The sequence below is a fragment of the Antricoccus suffuscus genome (assembly GCF_003003235.1).
GTDB classification, from domain to species: Bacteria; Actinomycetota; Actinomycetes; order Mycobacteriales; family Antricoccaceae; genus Antricoccus; species Antricoccus suffuscus.
The window spans coordinates 14496-33451 of sequence record NZ_PVUE01000025.1 but is presented as its reverse complement, the minus strand read 5'-3'; the positions used below and the strand labels follow the sequence as shown (position 1 = coordinate 33451).

Sequence of the window (18956 nt, the reverse complement as noted above, 5' to 3'; positions counted from 1 at the left end):
CTGGCTCGTGGCGACGGCCAATAGGCCGACTGCGCTTCGCGAATGTGTGGGGCACGGTAGCGTCTGATGGAGTGGAGGTGGTGTGCTGTTGATGCGAATGCGCGCGCGCATGCGCCGTTGGGGCGTGCGTAAACGGGCGACGTTGGTCGCGGCCTCCGTCGTACTTGTCGCACTGCTGGGGGGAGGTGCATTGCTGCTCGTCTTCCTGCAGCAAGCTCTCATCAACGACGCGACCAATTCCGCATCGACGACGGCAAAAGATATTGCTTCGCGATACGACAACCAAGAGATCAGTCCGACCGACAGCCTGCCAAAAGACCTGAGGCACAAAGGTCTTGAGATCCAGATCGTCCGAGCCGACGGCGTGGTGGTTGCGGCCGGGCACGCCGAATACCGCACTCGGTCGCTGGTCTCGACCCTCGCGCCGCCCGGCAAAACGGTGACCTATCCGGCGGACTCGGCGCAGATCTCCGAACACGAAGATCCGAGCATTGTCACGTCGGTGGGCTTCGTCAATCACGGTATGGACTATGCGGTCAATGTGCAGGCCGACGTCGATGTGCAAACCGCGTCGGTGCGCACCGCAGGGCTCTACCTTCTCGTTGGATTCCCGGTGCTCGTTGGTCTCGTTGCGGCCGTCACGTGGTTTCTCGTGGGCCGAGCGTTGAGGGAGGTCGAACGGATACGTGAGCAAGTCGACGGGGTGCGGCGCGCCAGTCTCAGCCAACGCATCGGCGTACCGCGGACCGCAGACGAAATCGCCCGGCTGGCACAGACAATGAATGAAATGCTGGCTCGCCTCGAGGAATCTGATGCGGCCCAGCGCCGTTTTGCAGCGGACGCGAGCCACGAGTTGCGCAGCCCACTTGCGACGCTGGGCGCGACGCTCGAAATCGCGATCGCCGACACCTCGGGGCAGACCTGGCGTGACATGCAGCCGGTCCTTACCTCCCAGACTGAGCGCATGAAAGATCTCGTAGACGACTTGCTGGTGCTGGCAAAGGCGGACGATCGCGGCGTGCAAATACGGCGAACGGAACAAGATCTCGACGATATCGTCGAAACCGAAGTAGGCCGAATCCGTGGCGCCTCGGTCCATACGATCGTGGTGCGCGCAGTGCCAATCAGGCTCCATTGCGACGGGCCGCGGATCGAACAAGTGATCAGTAATCTGCTCGATAACGCCGGCCGGCACGCTATGTCGCGAATTTGGGTCACCGTTGCCGCGGACGGCACGACCGCCGTCGTTGACATCGACAATGACGGCCCGGTGGTGCCCGTTGATGAGCGGACCAGGATCTTTGAACGGTTTGTGCGCCTCGACGACAGTCGCTCTCGCGGCAGCGGTAACAGCGGGCTGGGCCTGGCCATCGCCACGGAGTACACGCGGGCGCACGGCGGCACGTTGACTGCGACCGAGTCGCCGGAAGGTTACTGCAGGTTCCGGCTGACCCTCCCCATCGACTGAGCCGATCGAATTCGTGAGTCGGGTGGCCACTATCGCGGTGCCGTCTACCCGGTCTCCGGCGACGGAGCCCATGCCACATAGGGTCAGCAAAGTAGATATCACCTTCCTAGGGAGTCGCGATGGCGCAGGGTAGCGGACGGATCGTTGTCGGGGTAGACGGTTCGGGAGCCTCAGTCGATGCAATTAAGTGGGCGGTCGCGCAGGCGGCTCTGACCGGCGCTTCGGTCGAGGCGATCATCTGTTGGAGCGTCCCAGTGTCGTTCGGGGTTGCGATGGGGGCCGTCGAAACAGTCGATTGGGAATCGAACTCCCATGAGATCCTCGACGCCGCTCTGAGCGAAGCCATAGGTGATAGCGGCGCCGTGGTGACCAAGAAAAACGTCCAGGGCCATCCGGCCGACGTCTTGGTCGAGGCGTCCAAGGGCGCCGAGCTCGTCGTCGTCGGCTCGCGCGGCCACGGTGGCTTTGTCGGCGCCGTACTCGGTTCGGTCAGCTCACATGTTGTCGCGCATGCGCGCTGCCCAGTCGTCGTAACCCGCGAGCGAGACGAATCGTAATAGCTAGAGATTTAACTGGAAGGTTTGATGCGTTCAGCGCATCAAACTTTCCAGCTTAGGACCGAATGGAAGTAACGATTGATGGCCAGCACGACGTTCGAACGCCGTAACAAGCCGACCAGTGACCGGCCCGTCCCGCTCGACTCGGTGGCTCCGGACCTGAGTGGCGTCATACGGCCAGGCGACACGCTCGTCTGGGGGCAGGGCGCCGCCGAGCCGATCACGCTGACGCACGCCCTAGTCGCGCAGCGCCAAGAGCTCAGCAATAACGGCCAAGACCGGCTCTCGATCTTCCTCGGCGTACTCAAGGGCGAGACGCTGAAGGCCGAGTACGTCGACACGTTTCGCTACTTCGGTCTCGGCGGTCTCGGTGACACATCGAAACTGAGCCGCCAGGGTGTCGTCGAGACGATGCCGATCCGGCTGTCGACGTTGCCGGCTCTGTTCAACTCGGGGCATCTGCATGCGGACGTCGTGTTTATTCAGCTCAGCGAACCTAATGCCGACGGAATGTGCTCAACCGGTCTACTCGCGGACTTCATGCGCGAGACGATCCGCGCCGCGCGCACGGTCGTCGCGGAGATCAATCCGCACGTGCCGTTCACATACGGCGACACTCTCGTGCCGTTGAGCGATATCGACTACGTCGTACACACCGACGTACCGTTGCTGGAGTGGCCCGCGGGTACGCCGAGCCCAGAAGCGTCTGCGGTCGCGCGCAATGTCGCCGAGCTCATCCCGGATGGCGCGACGCTGCAACTGGGGATCGGCGCGATCCCGGAGGCGCTCTGCGCGGCGCTGACAGACAGGCGCGACCTAGGCATCCACTCCGGGATGATCGGCGATACGGTAGTCGACCTGATTGAAGCGGGCGTGGTGACCAATGCGCGCAAGCCAATTGATACTGGCGTTACGACGACCGGCCTCGCATTTGGCACCGAACGGCTCGTGAAATGGGCGCACCAGAACAAGGCCCTCGGCGTGCGGTCCCTGGAGCACACTCACTCGCCTGCCGTATTGGCTCAGTTTCCAGACCTGTGGGCGATCAACAGTGCGATCGAGATGGACCTCACCGGTCAGGTCAACGCCGAGATGATGGGCGATAAGTACGCCGGCGGCGTCGGCGGGCAGGTCGACTTCACGCAGGCCGCGATGTCCTCAGAACGCGGCCGGTCGGTGATTGCGTTTCCCGCCACCGCCGCCAAAGGCAAACTGTCGCGGATCGTCTCGCGCATCGCGACCGGCATCGTCACGACGCCGCGCTCCAACGCTGACTTGTTTGTCACCGAGTACGGCGTCGCCGACCTGCGGGCCGCGACGATCGAACAGCGGATCGAGCGGCTGGTCGCGATCGCGCACCCCGATCACCGTGACGCGCTGCTTCGCGGCGTCTCCTGACCGCTGTCGACGCTTCGTCACACCCGCAACGCGTCGTCCGACAAGAAAGCGGTAGCTGCCTAACGGCTCGAGGCCGTTCTAGAGGCCGGCGTACCAGTCGGCGATCGCCGCCCCGATCTCATCTGGGGAGTCTTCCTGGATGAAGTGGTTGCCGGCGACGGTGACTTCGCGCTGGTTGGGCCAGGTGCGGGCGAACTCCCGCTGCGGCCCGGTCAGGATCGACCCGGGGTCGGCGTTCACAAAGAGCTTGGGTACCTCGCTCGACGCGAGCCAAGAGCTGTAGTCGCCCACGATCGCGCACACGTCGGATGGCTCGCCTTCGATCGGGATTTCCCGCGGCCACGTCAGCGTCGGTCGGCGATCCTCGCCCGGATTCACATACGGCGCCCGGTAGACGTCCATCTCGGCATCGGTGAGTGTCCGCAGGACCGAGGCAGGCAGCACCCGCTCGACGAACATGTTTTTCTCGATGATCAGCTTCTCGCCCGCGTCGGAGCGGAATCCTTGGAAGATGCCGCGGGCGGCCTCTGGCCAGTCTGCCCAGGTGACCTCGCGGACGATCGCCTCCATATAGGCGATTCCCTTGACCGCGTCGCGATGACGGTTAGCCCAGTCAAACCCGAGCGCCGAGCCCCAGTCGTGGATGACCAGAGTGACGCGTTCGGTCACGCCGAGCTGCTCGAGTAGGGCATCGAGGTAACGGCGATGGTCGACGAAACGATAACTGCCCGGCGCCGAGTCCGGGAGCTTGTCCGAGTCGCCCATGCCGATCAGGTCCGGCGCGATGCACCGGCCCTGTGACTGCAGATGCGGGATGACGTTGCGCCAGAGGTACGACGAGGTCGGGTTGCCATGCAGAAACACGATCGGGTCGCCGGTACCGGCTTCGGCGTACGCCATCCGTTGTCCCAGTACGTCGGCGTACTTCTTCTCGAGTGGCTTGTCAGACAGCGGCATGCGAGTACCTTTCGTCAGTTGCGTCGATCCCCCTTGACCGTGCATACCCGACTCTAGCGCCCCGCAAGCACCCCTTGTCGACCGCTTCTTCTGGCTTGATCGTCGGCAAAAGCAGCCCTGGCGACGACTCGGGATCGGCGTACGTCCGGCCGACCCCAGGAACTCGTCGCGCGCTTGCTGACCGGTCTCCGGGTAGAGTACCCAGCGGCAAAGCCTGCGAGGTGCTCCTAACGGAGAGAATCGGGAAGCCGGTGAGACTCCGGCACAGGGCCCGCTGCGGTGACCCGGAGTCATCGATCTCGCGCTTGCGCAGCCACTGAGTCCGATTCGGACTTGGGAAGGCGATCGACTGACGTTGACGGGAAGTCCGAAGACCGGCCTCGCTCCACCGCCGCGCGCATCGCTTCGCTGCGATCACGCGGATAACTGTCGGGAGCCACATGCCATCATCCGATCTTTACGACCTCATCTATCGGCGCCGCGACGTGCGTAGCGAATTCAACGGTGAGCCGATTCAGCCCGACGCCTTAGAGCGCGTCCTTGCGGCCGCTCATGCGGCGCCCAGCGTCGGGCACAGCCAGCCGTGGGACTTCATCCTCGTAAGGGATCGGCAGATGAGAAGACAGTTCCAGCAACACGTCGAGTCCGAACGCGAAGTGTTCGACCAAAGCCTCGATCCCTCTCGGCGAGAGACGTTCTCGCGCATCAAAGTCGAGGGGATTATGGAGTCGACCCTCGGGATCGTCGTGACCTACGATGCCGACCGCGGCGGGCCGCACGTCCTCGGGCGCCACGCGATCGCCGATGCCGGCCTGTACTCGGTCTGCCTATGCATCCAGAATCTCTGGCTGGCCGCAACCGCCGAGTCTCTCGGGATCGGATGGGTCTCCTTCTATCGCGAGAGCTTCTTGCAGGAGCTGCTGGGAATACCCACCTCAGTCCGGCCGGTTGCCTGGCTGTGCGTCGGCCCGGTGTCGCGAGTCCAGGAAAAACCCGATCTTGAACGGCTGGGCTGGCGGCAGAAACGACCCTTACATGACGCGATCCACGCTGACCGGTATCAACCAGGTCGCGATTGACATCTAGGTGCAACTAAACGTCGCGTCTGGGCATATGGCGTCGGCGAAACCCGACATGATCGGCGCGTGCAGGCGACGTTCAAGCTCCGATCCGGGGGTTACGCTGTGAAAAGCGATGGATGTCCATCGGGCCTGTCTGCGGACTGATGGCTCCCACCCCTTCACTCGTGGGAGGAGGACGCGGTGAACATAGTTGTCGGGTACGACGAGCACCCTGCCAGCGGCGCCGCGCTTGACTTCGCCGCGGCGCTCGCCGTCCGGCTCGACGCAGAGCTCAACATCGTTCATGTGCTTAGTATCGACGACTACCCGATCGATCCGGATGGTCTGGACTGGGAGGCCTGCGCAGAGCGTGAAGTTTCGGCCGAGCGAGAGAGCGCGCGGGAGGTACTTGGTGCGCACGGCCTAACTAAATGGACGTACGACGTGCGACGGGGTAGCCCGGTGCGGCTGCTGGTGGACGCATGCGAAAAGCGTGATGCGCTGATGATCATCGTCGGCAAGCCAGAGCAAGGACTTGGCGCCATGCTTAATCACTTGGTCACCGGATCGATTTCGCGAGGGATCCTGCATCGTGCGCACCGGCCGGTTGTGGTCGTCCCGGAGAACGGCGTCGATCACGGTGCTGCGGCCGGTCGAGCGTTGAGGTGATGTCAGAAGGGCGTGCGTTACGCCGGCGGGCCAATTGCGGATCGACGCTAGATGATGAACGCGGTGCGCGGGTCGGTGAGTAGTGCGGCGACATCGGCGAGGAAGTGGGAGCCGAGTTCGCCGTCAATGATCCGGTGATCGAACGACAGCCCGAGCGTGGTCACCTGCCGCGCCTTGACCTTGCCCTTGTGCACCCACGGCTGTTCACGGATCGTGCCGAACGCGAGGATCGCCGCCTCGCCGGGGTTGATGATCGGCGTACCCATGTCGACGCCGAAGACTCCGACGTTGGTGATGGTAAACGATCCGCCGGACAGGTCGGCCGCAGTGGATCCGCCGTCGCGAGCGGTGGCTGTCAGCGTGGCAATCGCATCGGCGAGTTCCCGGAGCGACAATCGGTCGGCGTCCTTGATGTTGGGCACGAGTAGCCCTCGAGGCGTGGCCGCGGCGATGCCGAGATTGGCGTAGTGCTTGACGACAATCTCCTGCGCAGGCTCGTCCCACGCGGAGTTGACCATCGGGTACTTCCGCAGCCCCATCAGCACCGCCTTTGCCACGAAGACCAGCGGGCTCAACTTCACGCCGGAGTACGTCGGATCCGCAGCGAGCTTCTTGCGCAGCTTCATCATGGGCGTGACGTCGATCGTGATCCACTCGGTGACATGCGGCGCGGTAAACGCGCTGCTCACCATCGCCTGCGCGGTAGCCTTGCGGATGCCTTTCACCGGAATGCGTTCCTCGCGGCCGGTCGGCGTCGCGGCCGCGGGAGCGGCGTGGATCGTCGCAGCAGCAGGCGAGGACGCCGCGGCGGCGGACATCGCCAGGTAGTTGTCAACGTCCGCGCGAGTCACGACATTGCCCGGTCCGGTAGGCGTGCAGGCGGCTAGGTCGACGCCGGAATCCTTGGCATACTTGCGAACCGGTGGCTTTGCCCGGGGGCGCGCCGGCACGTCTGAGGCGCCGGACGCGGTGTTGATGTCGGTGGGAGCGGTCTGATCGACGGCGGCGTCGATCGGCGGGGGGTCGGTGCTGACCGCTCCGTGTGAGTCCGGATGTGCGGGAGCGTCGAGGGTCGGCGGCACGGCCGGTGGCATGCCGGATATCGACGGCGGGGGGTCAAACGCCGAGTGTACGGCGGTTTTCGTCGCTCGTACCGCCTCGGCCACGCCCGGAGGCTTCCCATGACGCGCACGTCGTGCGGTGGAAGCAGTCTTTGGCCCGGGCCCGACCAGCATCCCTTCGGAGGCGTCCGGGGTCGCCGGCGCCGTACCGTCCGGGTCGGTGTCGATGGCGATGATCGGCGCTCCGACCTCGACCGTAGCGCCTTCGGGATAGTGCAGCACCGTGACGAGACCGGCGTACGGCGAGGGGAGTTCGACCGTGACCTTGGACGTCTCGACTTCGACGATGGGCTGGTTGAGCGTGACCGTGTCGCCGACAGCGACCATCCATTTGACGATCTCGCCCTCGGTAAGGCCCTCGCCGATGTCCGGCAGTTTGAATTCGCTGATCGTGGGCATGAGCGGCGCCTCCTAGAATCCGAAGGCGCGGTCGACGCCGTCTAGTACGCGGTCAAGGTCGGGCAGATAGTCCTCTTCGAATCGTGAGGGTGGGTACGGCGTATCGAAGCCGGTGACCCGTAGCACCGGTGCTTCCAAGTCATAAAAGCATTCTTCGGTGATTCGGGCGGCGAGTTCGGCTCCCATGCCGAGTGAGCCTTGCGCCTCGTGTACGACGATGACCCGACCGGTCTTGCGTGTCGAGGCGATAATCGGCGCCATGTCCAGCGGCGACAGCGTCCGCAGGTCGACCACTTCCAGTGAACGCCCCTCTTCCTTCGCGGCAGCGGCTGCGGTCACACAGGTTTTGACCATGGGTCCGTAACACAACAGCGTGGCATCGGTGCCTGAGTGTGCGACGGTCGCGCTGAAAAGATGTTGCGGCGCAGCGGAAAGCGGCGCCGACGTGTCGACCTCGGCCTTGTCGTGGTAGCGACGTTTTGGCTCGAAGAAGACAATGGGGTCGTCGCACGCGATTGCCTGCTGAATCATCCAGAACGCGTCTTGAGGGTTGGACGGCGACACGACCTTGAGACCGGGCGTGTGTGCAAAATAGGCCTCCGGCGACTCGCTGTGATGCTCGACGGCGCCGATGCCTCCGCCGTACGGGATCCTAATGACAATGGGCATCTTGACCTTGCCGCGGGTGCGTTGGTGCATCTTGGCGACCTGCGTGACGATCTGGTCGTACGCCGGAAATACGAAGCCATCGAACTGGATCTCGCAGACCGGCCGGTAGCCGCGGATGGCCAGACCCACCGCAGTGCCGATGATTCCGGACTCGGCCAGTGGCGTATCGATGACGCGATCCTCGCCGAAGTCCTTCTGTAAGCCGTCGGTCACGCGGAACACCCCGCCGAGCTTACCGATGTCCTCGCCCATCAGCAGTACCTTGGGGTCGTCCTCCATCGCCCTGCGAAGGCCGATGTTAAGCGCTCGGCCAAGCGTGATGTTCTCGCCCATGACCTATGCCTCCTCGCTGACGAACGATGCCTTGTAGTCGACAAAGTCCTTGCGCTGTTTGGTGAGCAGGTCGGTCTGTTCGGCGTACGCCCAGTCAAACATCTCTTCCAGCGCAGGCGGTTCCATTGCCAGGGTGCCGGCGCGCAGCCGAGTGGCGATCTCGTTGCCTTCGGCGTCGATCTCGTCGAAGAACGACTGGGTGACGTGGCCGTTGCGCACGAGGTAGGCCTTGACGCGTTCGATCGGGTCGCGCAGTGTCCACTCCTCGACCTCCGCCGCGAGCCGGTAGCGGGTCGGGTCGTCGTTGGAGGTGTGCGCGCTCATCCGGTAGGTGTAGGCCTCGACGAGCACCGGGCCGTTGCCCGTGCGGCATTCCTCGAGCGCATAGCGAGTCACCGCTAGGCACGCGAGTACGTCGTTGCCGTCGACCCGGATCCCGCGAAACCCGAATCCCTCCGCGCGGTGGTAAAGCGGCACCCTTGACTGCCGAGAGAAGGGCTCGCTGATGGCGTACTGGTTGTTCTGGCAGAAGAAGACGACCGGGGCGTCGTACGACGCGGCGAAGATGAACGCCTCGTTGACATCACCCTGCGAGCTCGCACCGTCACCGAAGTAGGCGATGACGGCGTCGTCGGCATGGTCCTTCTGCACGCCCATCGCGTAGCCGACCGCGTGCAGGGTCTGTGATCCGATCACGATCGTGTAGAGGTTGAACTTCTTCTCGATCGGATCCCACCCGCCGTAATTGAGACCGCGCCACGCTGCGGTGAGGTCAAGGGGGTCGATTCCGCGGCACCAGGCGACACCGGTCTCGCGGTACGTCGGAAACGCCATGTCGTTAGGGCTGAGTGCTCGTCCGCTACCGATTTGCGCGGCCTCTTGTCCGAGGCAGGACGCCCAGATGCCGAGTTCGCCTTGCCGCTGCAGCGCCATGGCCTCGACGTCGATTCGTCGCACGATCGCCAGGTCGCGGTAGAGGCCGCGGATCTCGTCGTCGGTGAAGGTCCACTCGAACTCGGGGTTGTCGACGCGCTGTCCCTCGGGCGTGAGCAGTTGCACCATGTCGGGCACCGGCTCCGGGGTTACGTAATGCAAAGACATGGGCTTTCACTCCTTAGCGCGACGGCCGCGGTAGCGACGATTCGCAAAGCGACTACGCACGGACGACCGTGATGGGGCCGTGCTGGCGTGACGCGACTCGGTGATGGTGATCACGGACTATCTCAGCATATGAGACAACGGAGTGCCAGCGCCACCGGTCGTGTCGCCGATACGCAGCTTGCCAAACTTGCACCGCGCCAATTCGGCCACCAGCGCACCACGTAATGTCGGTAGCGGCCCACTCGCGGCGGCTTGCATGCTCGCTGGGCCCCGCAAAACCTGCCGAAGGAGCGCCAATGCACGAGTCGGTTCCCACATCCAGCGCGATGCGCCGCTCGCTCGCTCGAGCCCGAGACGGGAAGTCGCTCGACGTAGGCGAAGCTGCCGTCCTGTTGGCCGCGCGCGGCGACGATCTCGAGCAGTTATGCGTGACGGCGTCCAGAGTTCGCGACCAGGGCCTCATCGACGCCGCACGCGAGGGCCTGATCACGTACAGCAAGAAAGTCTTCATACCGCTGACCCGGTTGTGCCGTGATCGTTGCCATTACTGCACGTTCGCGACGGTGCCCGGCCGGGTGCCGTCGGCGTACCTGAGCATTGACGAGGTCCTCGAGATTGCCCGCCAGGGCGCGGCGATGGGGTGCAAGGAGGCGCTTTTCACCCTTGGGGACCGTCCGGAGGACCGTTGGGAGCAGGCCCGCGCCTGGCTCGACGAGGCGGGCTACGACGACACGCTGTCGTATGTGCGGGCGTGCGCGATCGCGGTACTGGAGGAGACCGGTCTGCTGCCGCACCTCAACCCGGGTGTGATGACCTGGTCGGAGTTGCAGCGGCTCAAGCCCGTCGCACCGTCGATGGGCATGATGCTTGAGACCACCGCCCGGGTGCATGCGCACGACGGGAGCCCGGACAAAGATCCCGAGGTGCGACTGCGCGTGCTGGAGGATGCCGGCCGCCAGTCTGTTCCGTTCACGACCGGCTTGCTTGTCGGCATCGGCGAGACGCTGACCGAGCGGGCTGAGACGATTTTCGCCATCCGCCGCTCCCACCGACTGCACGGTCACGTGCAGGAGGTCATCGTGCAAAACTTCCGGGCAAAACCCGACACCGCGATGCGGTCGGTCCCGGACGTCGAGCTCGACGAGTTCCTCGCGGCCGTGGCGGTCACCCGGGTCGTGATGGGTCCGCGGATGCGTGTCCAAGCCCCGCCCAACCTGGTCGATCTGGACCAGACCCGGCGGCTGATCGCTGCCGGTGTCGACGACTTCGGCGGAATCTCGCCGCTTACGCCCGATCACGTCAATCCGGAGCGTCCGTGGCCCGAGATTGAGGCCCTGGCGCAGATCGTTGACGCGGCGGGATTCACGTTGCGCGAGCGGCTGACGGCTCATCCGCCGTACCTGCGCGAACCGTGGCTCGATCCGCGGTTGAGTGCACACGTGGCGGCTCTCGCGGGCCCGGACGGTCTGGCGGCAGACGTAACCGCAGAAGGCAGGCCGTGGCAAGAGCCCGACGGTGGTCTGGCGCAAAACGGTGCTGGCACCGGCCGCACGGACCTGCACGCAAGCATCGACACCGTGGGCAGGACAACGGACCGGCGAGGCGACTTCGACGAGGTGTATGGCGACTGGGCGGCCGTGAAGGCCTCGGTCCCGACCACGGTTAAGCCGTTGGGCAGCGATGTCGCCGCGGCTCTGCGGGTTGCCAGGGACAATCCCTCGGCGCTGTCCGACGAGCAGGCGCTCGCGTTGATTACGGCCGATGGTGCGGATCTGGAGGCCGTGTGCGCGCTGGCTGACGACGTACGACGTGACACCGTGGGCGACGACGTGACCTACGTCGTCAACCGCAATATCAACTTCACGAATGTCTGCTACACCGGCTGCCGGTTCTGCGCATTTGCGCAGCGGCGTACGGACGCCGATGCATACTCGCTGTCACTCAGCGAGGTAGCCGATCGGGCCCGTGAAGCCTGGGCGGTAGGCGCGACCGAAGTCTGTATGCAGGGCGGCATTGACCCTGCGCTCCCGGGTACGGCGTACTTGGAGCTCGCGCAGGCAGTGAAGTCGGGCGCGCCGGGTCTGCACCTGCATGCGTACAGCCCGATGGAGGTCGTCAACGGGGCCGCGCGGATGGGCGTCTCGATCAGCGAGTTCCTCGTCGCGGCCCGAGAGGCCGGCGTAGATTCGTTGCCCGGCACGGCCGCGGAGATTCTCGACGATGAGGTGCGATGGGTGCTTACCAAGGGGAAATTGCCTACCGCGCAGTGGATCGAGGTCGTCACCTCCGCGCATCGGCTTGGCATCCCCACGACCAGCACGATGATGTACGGCCACGTCGACCAGCCTCATCACTGGATAGGCCATCTCAGAGTGCTGCGCAACCTGCAGGGGGAGACCGGCGGCTTTACTGAGTTCGTGCCGCTGCCATTCGTGCACAACAACGCCCCGATCTATCTGGCCGGAGTCGCTCGGCCCGGTCCCACGGTGCGCGACAACCGAGCCGTGCATGCGGTCGCCAGGCTGATGCTGCACGAACGGATCGACCACATCCAGTGCTCGTGGGTCAAACTCGGGCCCGAGGAGTGCACTCGCGTGATCCACGGCGGTGTCGACGATCTCGGCGGCACGCTGATGGAGGAGACAATCAGCCGGATGGCGGGGTCAATGCACGGTTCGCGCAAGTCAGTGGAAGAGCTCGAGACGATGGTCCGCGGCGCCGGCCGTACGCCCCGTCAGCGCACCACCACCTACGGCACCGTCGACGATGAACGTCTTGTGGCGGCTCGCCGATAGTCCCCCCGCCGCCGCGCCCTGCGGACTCTCAGATCTCGTCGATGAAGGTGCGCCAACGTTGGTCAATGGGGGCACTGGACGCGACGCTCAGCAGGAGGGACAGGGCGAGCCGGGCCTTGCGCCCATCCAGGACGCCGGCGGACAGTACGCCGAGCCCCGCGAGCGCAATCTCGCTTCCGGGGTAGCTGTAGGTACGGCGCAGCGTGCGGCCCGCACCGGTCCGCGAGGCCATCACGACCGGCATCTGCGCGGCGATCCGCGCAATTGCGTCGACCGCGGTCTCGGGGACGTGGCCGCCGCCCATTCCGTCGATGACCACGGCGACATATCCGCACTCCCGCAGGAAGTCTAGAAGCCGCATGTCATCGCCGAGCGTGGCCGGAAGAAGTGCGACCGGCGCGATCTCACCAGACGGCATCGGCAGTGGCGTGCGCCGTACCGGTCGGTGCGGCAGTACGACGTCACCCTCGCTGACCCAGCCGATCGGGCCGGCCGCTGGGCCCGAGGTGAACGTCGCCGGGCTCGACGTGTGGCTCTTGCGCACGAAGACGGGGTCATGGATCTCGTCGTTGAAAACGACGACGGCGCCCAAGTCTCGGGACTGCTCGCTGCAGGCCACCTGAACGGCGGCGAGCAGGTTGGCGGGCCCGTCCGCGCCGGGAAGCGTGGGGTTGCGCATGGCGCCAGTGACGATCACCGGCTCCGGCCGGTCGTGCAGCATCGCGAGTACGAACGCAGTCTCCTCGAGTGAGTCGGTGCCTTGCGTGACAACCACGCCCACGGCGCCGTCGTCGATGGCGCTTCGCGCCGCTTCGGCAACGACGACGATCTTGCCGACCGTCAAGCTTGCCGAGCCGACCTGCGCGAGTTGCTCGGTCGTGATGTCGGCGTACTCGGTGATCGCCGGTACCGCGCGCACAAGGTCGTCGCCACTGATCCCGGGAGTGACGCCGGTGTCGGCTCCGGAGGCGGTGGACGCGATCGTGCCGCCCAGCGCAATGACGTGGACGCGCGGTCGCGGTGGGGTGCTGGCCATGCACCTACTGTTTCATGCGCCCGATGTCGTGCGCACACGTGCCAAACCCGTTGGTAGCGCTGATAAGTGCCGCGGCAACGGAGGTGACTTGATGTATGTCAAATCGGACCACGACGGCCATTAGGTACAGCCGTTAAGAAAGGGGAAAACCTCCGGCTCGCAAAATCTCAACGGGGGGAGAGATGAGCTTTAACTCAGCGGGGGGTCTGAGCTGCAACCGGAGGTTTTCCGGTATTAACCTTAAAGACTTTTCGGAAGTTAGCAACCCGAACATTCGAACTTCTCAAAGAAGTTCGGTGTGATCTACGCAAAACTAGTTGGGGCGTCGGCAATGTGAACACTGTTCACTCAAAATCGGGCATCGGGCGGCGGTGCAGTATGTGCAGGTCAGCCACGGCGCGGGTGAGGCATACGTAGAGGCGATTGAGGCCTCGGTCCTCTGCTTCGACGATGTCTGCCGGTTCGACAAGGATCACGTGATCAAACTCCAAACCTTTCACTATTGAGCACGGTACGACGTCAATCAGACCTGTGTCACCATCGCCGAGCACGGTGATACGGATCTCTCGCGCCGCCAAGTTGCTCACGATTGAGGTCACGCTCGCATCTGCGCAGATGACGGCCGTCGTACCCTCCTTGCCGGCCGACTCGATGACCAGCTCGGCCAGCCGGGACTCGATGTCGGCGGCCTGTTCGATGCGTAGTGAACCGTGACCAGGGCGTACCGACGAGGCAGGCGGGAGTTCCGGGGCTATCAGCGGCAGCAGCTGGTTGGAGAAGTCGATGACCTCGCCAGGGACGCGATAGCCGAGCGTCAGCGGCTCGACATGCGCCTGCGGCCGGCCGAGGTGTTCCAGGGTCTGCGCCCACGACGTCGCCGCCCAATCGGTCGTTCCTTGAGCGATGTCGCCGAGCACCGTGAGCGAGCCGTTGACGCACCGTCGGGCGATACACCGGCACTGCATGGGAGACAGGTCCTGCGCTTCGTCCAGGATGACGTGGCCGTACGAACGCACCCGATTGAGCAGGCCGGCAGCCTCGTCCACCAGTACGGCGTCGGCGACCGACCAGCGAGCGCGCTTGACACTTGCCGGTGTCTTGTCCCACAGCAGTAGTTCGATCTCGTTCTCGTCGAGGATTCCGTGCGCCGCTCCGGCCAGCGTGTCTGGATTCGTGAGTAGCTCGAAGATCAACCCGGGCGCGGTGACCAGCGGCCACACTGCCTGCACGGCAGCCTGCGCCTCGCGCGAGCGCGCCGTGCGGCGCAACTCGGCGTCGGTCGGCGATCCGCCGCCGGCTTCTTTCTGGCGGCGTACGTCCTCGGCGAGGGCTAACGACAGTCGTTCTCGACCCGCGAGGTACGAGACGTCACTGCGCCGAATGTCGTCGACGTAGCGCACGAAATGATGTTCGGAGACACGGTATTTGCGCCCCGACATAGTCAGCTGAACGGATTCGCGCGGCTTGGTGATCTTGCGGCGTACGGCGTTGGCGATGACTTGCGCCATCCGCGCCTCGCCCTTGACCCGAGCCGCTTCGGGGCGATCTGTCCCGCGGATAGTGACCTCGTCGGTGATCTGCTCAACCGAACTCTGGTCGACGTCGAACTCGCCCAGCGCCGGCAGCACCGCGCCGATGTACGACAGAAACGAGGTGTTGGGCCCGACGATCAGGACCTTCGCCTGCTTGAGTTGGTCCGGGTAGGTGTACAGCAGGTACGCCGCGCGGTGCAGCCCGACTGCCGTCTTTCCGGTGCCCGGCGCGCCCTGCACGCAAATGTCAACGTCGAGCGCCGATCGCACGATGTCGTCCTGGTCCGGCTGGATGGTCGCGACGATGTCGCGCATCGGGCCGACCCGCGGACGTTCGATTTCGCTGAGCAGAATCTGAGAGGTCAGCGGGTCGATGACGGCATCCTGCAGGTTTTCGTCCTCGTACGACGTGAGAGCGCCGTCCGCGAAACCGAACCGTCGTCGCCGTCGTACTCCGCGCGGTTCGAGCGAGGTCGCCTGGTAGAACGCTTCGGACATCGGAGCGCGCCAGTCGATCACGATGGGATCGCCTTGCTCGTCGCGGATGTGGCGTCGACCGACGTGGAATGTCTCTTCGGGTCCGTCGGCGCGCTCGTCGAAGTCGATCCGCCCGAAGAACGGTGGCACGTGCCGGTCTCGTTTGAGTGACTCCAGCCGTTCGGCCCGATAACGGCCTAGCACTTCGGAGGTCCACGCGTCGCTGCCGGCGTCACCGACGCCCTCGGCCACCGCTCGCATCTGGTTGAGGCACTCATCCGAGCGGATCATGTGCGCGCGTTCGGCGGCGAGTTCTTCAAGGGCGCTGGCTTGGTCCGGGGCAGTCGACACAATCGGAAAACTTTACGCCGCATGCGATCCGGCGTCCACTTAATAAGGTCGGTCCTTTATGAACGTCGTCCTCGCCGGTTGCCGATCCACGCGTCGTATCGTCGTGCACTAGGGTCCGACTATGGCAAATGCGCGCGTCGTAAACGACGCGGTTGGGACGCGTAGACAACAGACGTTGCTGTGCCTGGCGCTGTTCGCGATCGCGTACTCCGCGCAGACGGTATCGCCGGTAATGCTCTTCTATACCGTCGATCTGAAGCTGTCCACGACGACCTTGACGTTGTTCTTCACCGTTTACGCGATCGGACTGATGATCGCTTTCCTCATTGGTGGGCCGCAGTCGGACAAGCGCGGCCGAAAGGCCGTCGTCGTACCGTCGATGGGTCTACTGCTGCTGGCAATCATCGCGTTACTCGGCGCCGCGGCGTGGGGCGAGCCGATGATCCTCATCGCGAGATTCGTCCAGGGTGTCGCCAGTGGTGCCGTTTTCACCGTCGGCACCGTCTGGCTCCGTGAGCTCGCCGGCACGAAACATGCGGCCGGCGCGGCGATGCGCGCCAGCGGGGTCATGGCCTTCGGTTTCGCGGTCGGACCGTTTGTCGCCGGCATCCTCGTCCAGTGGCTGCCGCTGCCGAGAATCCTCTCGTTCGTGATCGCCTTGATAGCGGTGGTCGCCGCAATCGCGATCGCCCGGTCCCTTCCCGAGACGATGACCGAGCACCGGCCGGGTCGAATCCAGATCGGGCTACCCAAAGGGACGGTGACCGGATTTCTCTGTTACCTCGTACCGTGCGGGTTACTGGTCTACACCTTCGCGATGCTCTCGCTGGTGGCGTTCCCGATCCAGCTCGGCGAGGCCGGGTTCGTGCAGATCTACTTCATCCTCGGCGTCAGTGCGCTGCTGGTGCAGGGCTTCGCGGCCCTGGCGACGATCTGGGCCAAGCGGCTGGGCCCTGGTAACGCCGGCTGGATGGCCGGGCTATGTGGCGCCGCTGGCTGTGCACTCGGTTACTTGGCGGTACAGCCGGGCGGCTGGCCGTGGGTGCTCCCGGCGTCCGTGGTGATTGGCCTCGCCGGCGGTCTGTCGATGACCTCCGGCGTGACCGTCGCGGATTTGCTCGCGCCACCCGAGCGTCGAGGTGCGCTGATCTCGATGTTCTACATCGTGGTGTACATCGGGTATTCCAGCCCGACGGTGCTGTCGCTGATCTGGGGTAAACAGACGATGGAACGTGGCAGCACGATCGTCGGGCTCGGGATTGCCGCGGCCGTGATCATGCTGATCCTCGCGATTCCCGGCCGATCAATTCTCGGCCGTCGAGCGGTGAGCGCAGCGAACGCAGCCGAGACTCGGTGAGTTGGCCAATGTCCGCAACGGTAGTTATGGGCATTTCGTAGTCACGAGGTCTCGGACACATCCGGACCCGGCGTCTTAGCCGACCGCTGAGTTGAGGCGCTCGACCTTGGCGGTCATCTGCCCGTCGTACCCGGGCCGGATATCTGCCTTGAGCACGAGGCCGACGCGCGGCGAGGTGGCGGCGACCGCGTCGATCGCGCGTTTGATGACGGCCATGACCTCGTCCCACTCGCCCTCGATGTTGGTGAACATCGAGTTGGTCTCGTTGGGGAGTCCGCTGTCGCGAACGACCTTGACCGCCGCCGCGACCCCGTCGGTGACGGAGCCGTCTTCGGACGCTGAACCTGGGGAAATGCTGAACGCTACGAGCATGCCTCGACTGTAGTGTCCGGCCGGCTACTCGGTGAGGTCCGGATAGCCGTACGACGAATCGGTGGAGATAATGCGCCCTTTCGGATGCAGCAGTCGTTGCGCCGCCCACACCGCAAGTGCGGAGATCCCGGCCGCGATGGTCGCGACCCCGAAGGCGAGATTGGCGTTGTAGGAGTCCACGATGATGCCCGAAGCAGACGTGCCAACGGCGACGCCGAGCGCGATCGTCGTACCGATCCAGGTGAACCCTTCGTTGGTCGATTCGCGGGGCACTAGCTCCTCGCACAACGTGAACGACGTAATCAGGGTCGGCGAGACTGCCATCCCGCAGATGACGACGAAGATCAGCAGCAGCCAGATATTGGTGGTCACGAGCATTGGCAGCGTCGCGATCGCGAGGGCGCAAAGAATGAGCAGCAGCCGGCGGTTGAGCGGTGCGAGCCAGTTGATCGTGCCCCAGACGATCCCGGAGAGCATCGAGCCGACGGCGAGCGCCGCGATCAGCACGCCGGCGAGCGAACTTTCGTGCTGCGACTTGGCGAATGCGACGAGTACGAGTTCAAACGTGCCGAGCGTCATTCCCATGGACAACCCGACGAGACACAGAATGCTCAGGCCCGGCGTACGGATGGCGGACGGACCTGAATAGCTCTCGGACCGGCCCGGCGGTGGTTCGGTCCGGTGTTGGGCCGCGAAGGTGAGGCTGCCGATGACGGCCAGTGCGGCGGCCACCACCATCCCGCTAGTCGCGTGCCCAGTGGAGGACAGAAACGTCACGAGCACCGGTCCGATGATGAAGACCAGCTCGTCGAGGACCGACTCCATCGCAAGTGCGGCCGGAAGCCGCCGAGATCCCTCGAGGAGGTAGGACCATCGTGCGCGCAGCATCGACCCGACCGGCGGGATACAGCCTCCGGCCAGCAACGCGGCAATGCAGAGCACCCACGCCGGCGCGAGGTTCTTGACCGCGATGATGAATAGCGTCGCGCCGGCACCGAACAGGATGACGACGGGGATGAGCACCCGTCGCTGTCCGAACCGGTCGGCCAAGCGGCCGAGGATGGGGCCCATGATGGCCGTGGCGATGGCGCCGACGGCCGCGACAGTGCCCCCGAGGCCGTATGCCTTGCCCGGATAGTTGCCGATGATCAGAAATACCGACCCGAGCCCGACCATGGAGAGCGGTAGCCGACCGATGAACCCGGAGAGTTCCATCGGAATCGTGTGTGGGGTGCGCAAGACCTCCCGATACGGACCTAGCACTGGCTCACCACGGAGGTAACGCTACTGGATTCGCCCGGCG

The 18956-nt window shown here is 64.7% G+C and carries 15 protein-coding genes, 1 pseudogene and 1 riboswitch; of the genes and pseudogenes, 8 read left to right on the top strand and 8 right to left on the bottom strand.

Features of this window, described 5'->3' with window-relative positions; all coding sequences use genetic code 11:
- Positions 1-91: 91 nt before the first annotated feature.
- From CLV47_RS20065 to CLV47_RS20055, 3 genes are all read left to right on the top strand, one after another.
- Positions 92-1468 (top strand): sensor histidine kinase, encoded by a 1377-nt coding sequence (locus tag CLV47_RS20065; protein ID WP_238145534.1) that lies wholly within the window; start codon positions 92-94, stop codon positions 1466-1468.
- 119 nt (positions 1469-1587) lie between these two features.
- Entirely contained in the window at positions 1588-2025 is a 438-nt protein-coding gene (locus CLV47_RS20060) for a universal stress protein (RefSeq protein ID WP_106350908.1), read from the top strand.
- An 81-nt stretch (positions 2026-2106) separates the two neighbouring features.
- Positions 2107-3423, top strand: coding sequence for an acetyl-CoA hydrolase/transferase family protein (locus CLV47_RS20055; RefSeq protein WP_106350907.1), 1317 nt, complete (start codon positions 2107-2109; stop codon positions 3421-3423).
- 78 nt (positions 3424-3501) lie between these two features.
- Here the strand turns inward: CLV47_RS20055 and CLV47_RS20050 are convergent, their stop codons facing one another.
- Positions 3502-4380: a haloalkane dehalogenase gene (locus CLV47_RS20050; RefSeq protein WP_106350906.1), complete on the bottom strand. Its 879-nt coding sequence runs from the start codon at positions 4378-4380 to the stop codon at positions 3502-3504.
- 202 nt (positions 4381-4582) lie between these two features.
- Positions 4583-4777, top strand: a riboswitch (cobalamin riboswitch).
- A gap of 43 nt (positions 4778-4820) precedes the next feature.
- Between CLV47_RS20050 and bluB the strand changes: the two genes are divergently transcribed.
- Complete coding sequence (bluB, locus tag CLV47_RS20045; protein ID WP_106350905.1) at positions 4821-5459, top strand: 5,6-dimethylbenzimidazole synthase; 639 nt, start codon at positions 4821-4823, stop codon at positions 5457-5459.
- A 183-nt stretch (positions 5460-5642) separates the two neighbouring features.
- The gene (locus tag CLV47_RS20040) at positions 5643-6110 is read left to right on the top strand and encodes a universal stress protein (protein ID WP_106350904.1); all 468 of its coding nucleotides are present in this window, start codon (positions 5643-5645) and stop codon (positions 6108-6110) included.
- A 47-nt stretch (positions 6111-6157) separates the two neighbouring features.
- Here the strand turns inward: CLV47_RS20040 and CLV47_RS20035 are convergent, their stop codons facing one another.
- Genes CLV47_RS20035 through pdhA form a run of 3 tightly spaced genes read right to left on the bottom strand, consistent with a single transcriptional unit; the run spans position 6158 to position 9733 of the window.
- The gene (locus tag CLV47_RS20035) at positions 6158-7630 is read right to left on the bottom strand and encodes a dihydrolipoamide acetyltransferase family protein (RefSeq protein ID WP_106350903.1); all 1473 of its coding nucleotides are present in this window, start codon (positions 7628-7630) and stop codon (positions 6158-6160) included.
- A 12-nt stretch (positions 7631-7642) separates the two neighbouring features.
- Positions 7643-8632: an alpha-ketoacid dehydrogenase subunit beta gene (locus tag CLV47_RS20030; RefSeq protein ID WP_106350902.1), complete on the bottom strand. Its 990-nt coding sequence runs from the start codon at positions 8630-8632 to the stop codon at positions 7643-7645.
- A gap of 3 nt (positions 8633-8635) precedes the next feature.
- Complete coding sequence (pdhA, locus tag CLV47_RS20025; protein WP_106350901.1) at positions 8636-9733, bottom strand: pyruvate dehydrogenase (acetyl-transferring) E1 component subunit alpha; 1098 nt, start codon at positions 9731-9733, stop codon at positions 8636-8638.
- Positions 9734-10029: 296 nt separating this feature from the next.
- On the opposite strand from pdhA, the gene CLV47_RS20020 reads away from it, so the two are divergent.
- A complete protein-coding gene (locus CLV47_RS20020) occupies positions 10030-12528 on the top strand; it encodes a bifunctional FO biosynthesis protein CofGH (protein ID WP_106350900.1) in 2499 nt (832 codons plus the stop codon).
- A 28-nt stretch (positions 12529-12556) separates the two neighbouring features.
- Here CLV47_RS20020 and CLV47_RS20015 read toward each other — a convergent pair whose 3' ends face one another.
- Entirely contained in the window at positions 12557-13564 is a 1008-nt protein-coding gene (locus CLV47_RS20015) for an asparaginase (protein WP_106350899.1), read from the bottom strand.
- 340 nt (positions 13565-13904) lie between these two features.
- On the opposite strand from CLV47_RS20015, the gene CLV47_RS22820 reads away from it, so the two are divergent.
- Positions 13905-13970: a hypothetical protein gene (locus CLV47_RS22820; RefSeq protein WP_420313801.1), complete on the top strand. Its 66-nt coding sequence runs from the start codon at positions 13905-13907 to the stop codon at positions 13968-13970.
- Here the strand turns inward: CLV47_RS22820 and CLV47_RS22815 are convergent.
- A pseudogene (locus CLV47_RS22815) lies at positions 13951-15003 on the bottom strand (helicase domain-containing protein); the annotation flags it as partial. The gene CLV47_RS22820 and the pseudogene CLV47_RS22815 sit on opposite strands and share 20 nt — an antisense overlap.
- 1042 nt (positions 15004-16045) lie before the next feature.
- Here CLV47_RS22815 and CLV47_RS20005 point away from each other — a divergent pair.
- Positions 16046-17281, top strand: coding sequence for an MFS transporter (locus CLV47_RS20005; protein WP_106350898.1), 1236 nt, complete (start codon positions 16046-16048; stop codon positions 17279-17281).
- Between the two features lie 75 nt (positions 17282-17356).
- On the opposite strand, the gene CLV47_RS20000 is transcribed toward CLV47_RS20005, so the two are convergent.
- Positions 17357-17653 carry a thiamine-binding protein gene (locus CLV47_RS20000; RefSeq protein WP_106350897.1) on the bottom strand — a complete coding sequence of 99 codons (297 nt, stop codon included), beginning with the start codon at positions 17651-17653 and terminating at the stop codon, positions 17357-17359.
- A 24-nt stretch (positions 17654-17677) separates the two neighbouring features.
- Complete coding sequence (locus CLV47_RS19995; protein WP_106350896.1) at positions 17678-18916, bottom strand: MFS transporter; 1239 nt, start codon at positions 18914-18916, stop codon at positions 17678-17680.
- Between the last annotated feature and the right edge of the window lie 40 nt (positions 18917-18956).

Excerpts from the sequence above, each read along its gene's own strand:
- CLV47_RS20065 (WP_238145534.1), top strand. The coding sequence starts at position 92 with ATGCGAATGCGCGCGCGCATGCGCCGTTGGGGCGTGCGTAAACGGGCG.
- CLV47_RS20060 (WP_106350908.1), top strand. The coding sequence starts at position 1,588 with ATGGCGCAGGGTAGCGGACGGATCGTTGTCGGGGTAGACGGTTCGGGA.
- CLV47_RS20055 (WP_106350907.1), top strand. The coding sequence starts at position 2,107 with ATGGCCAGCACGACGTTCGAACGCCGTAACAAGCCGACCAGTGACCGG.
- CLV47_RS20050 (WP_106350906.1), bottom strand. The coding sequence starts at position 4,380 with ATGCCGCTGTCTGACAAGCCACTCGAGAAGAAGTACGCCGACGTACTG.
- bluB (WP_106350905.1), top strand. The coding sequence starts at position 4,821 with ATGCCATCATCCGATCTTTACGACCTCATCTATCGGCGCCGCGACGTG.
- CLV47_RS20035 (WP_106350903.1), bottom strand. The coding sequence starts at position 7,630 with ATGCCCACGATCAGCGAATTCAAACTGCCGGACATCGGCGAGGGCCTT.
- CLV47_RS20030 (WP_106350902.1), bottom strand. The coding sequence starts at position 8,632 with ATGGGCGAGAACATCACGCTTGGCCGAGCGCTTAACATCGGCCTTCGC.
- pdhA (WP_106350901.1), bottom strand. The coding sequence starts at position 9,733 with ATGTCTTTGCATTACGTAACCCCGGAGCCGGTGCCCGACATGGTGCAA.
- CLV47_RS20020 (WP_106350900.1), top strand. The coding sequence starts at position 10,030 with ATGCACGAGTCGGTTCCCACATCCAGCGCGATGCGCCGCTCGCTCGCT.
- CLV47_RS20015 (WP_106350899.1), bottom strand. The coding sequence starts at position 13,564 with ATGGCCAGCACCCCACCGCGACCGCGCGTCCACGTCATTGCGCTGGGC.
- CLV47_RS20005 (WP_106350898.1), top strand. The coding sequence starts at position 16,046 with ATGGCAAATGCGCGCGTCGTAAACGACGCGGTTGGGACGCGTAGACAA.
- CLV47_RS20000 (WP_106350897.1), bottom strand. The coding sequence starts at position 17,653 with ATGCTCGTAGCGTTCAGCATTTCCCCAGGTTCAGCGTCCGAAGACGGC.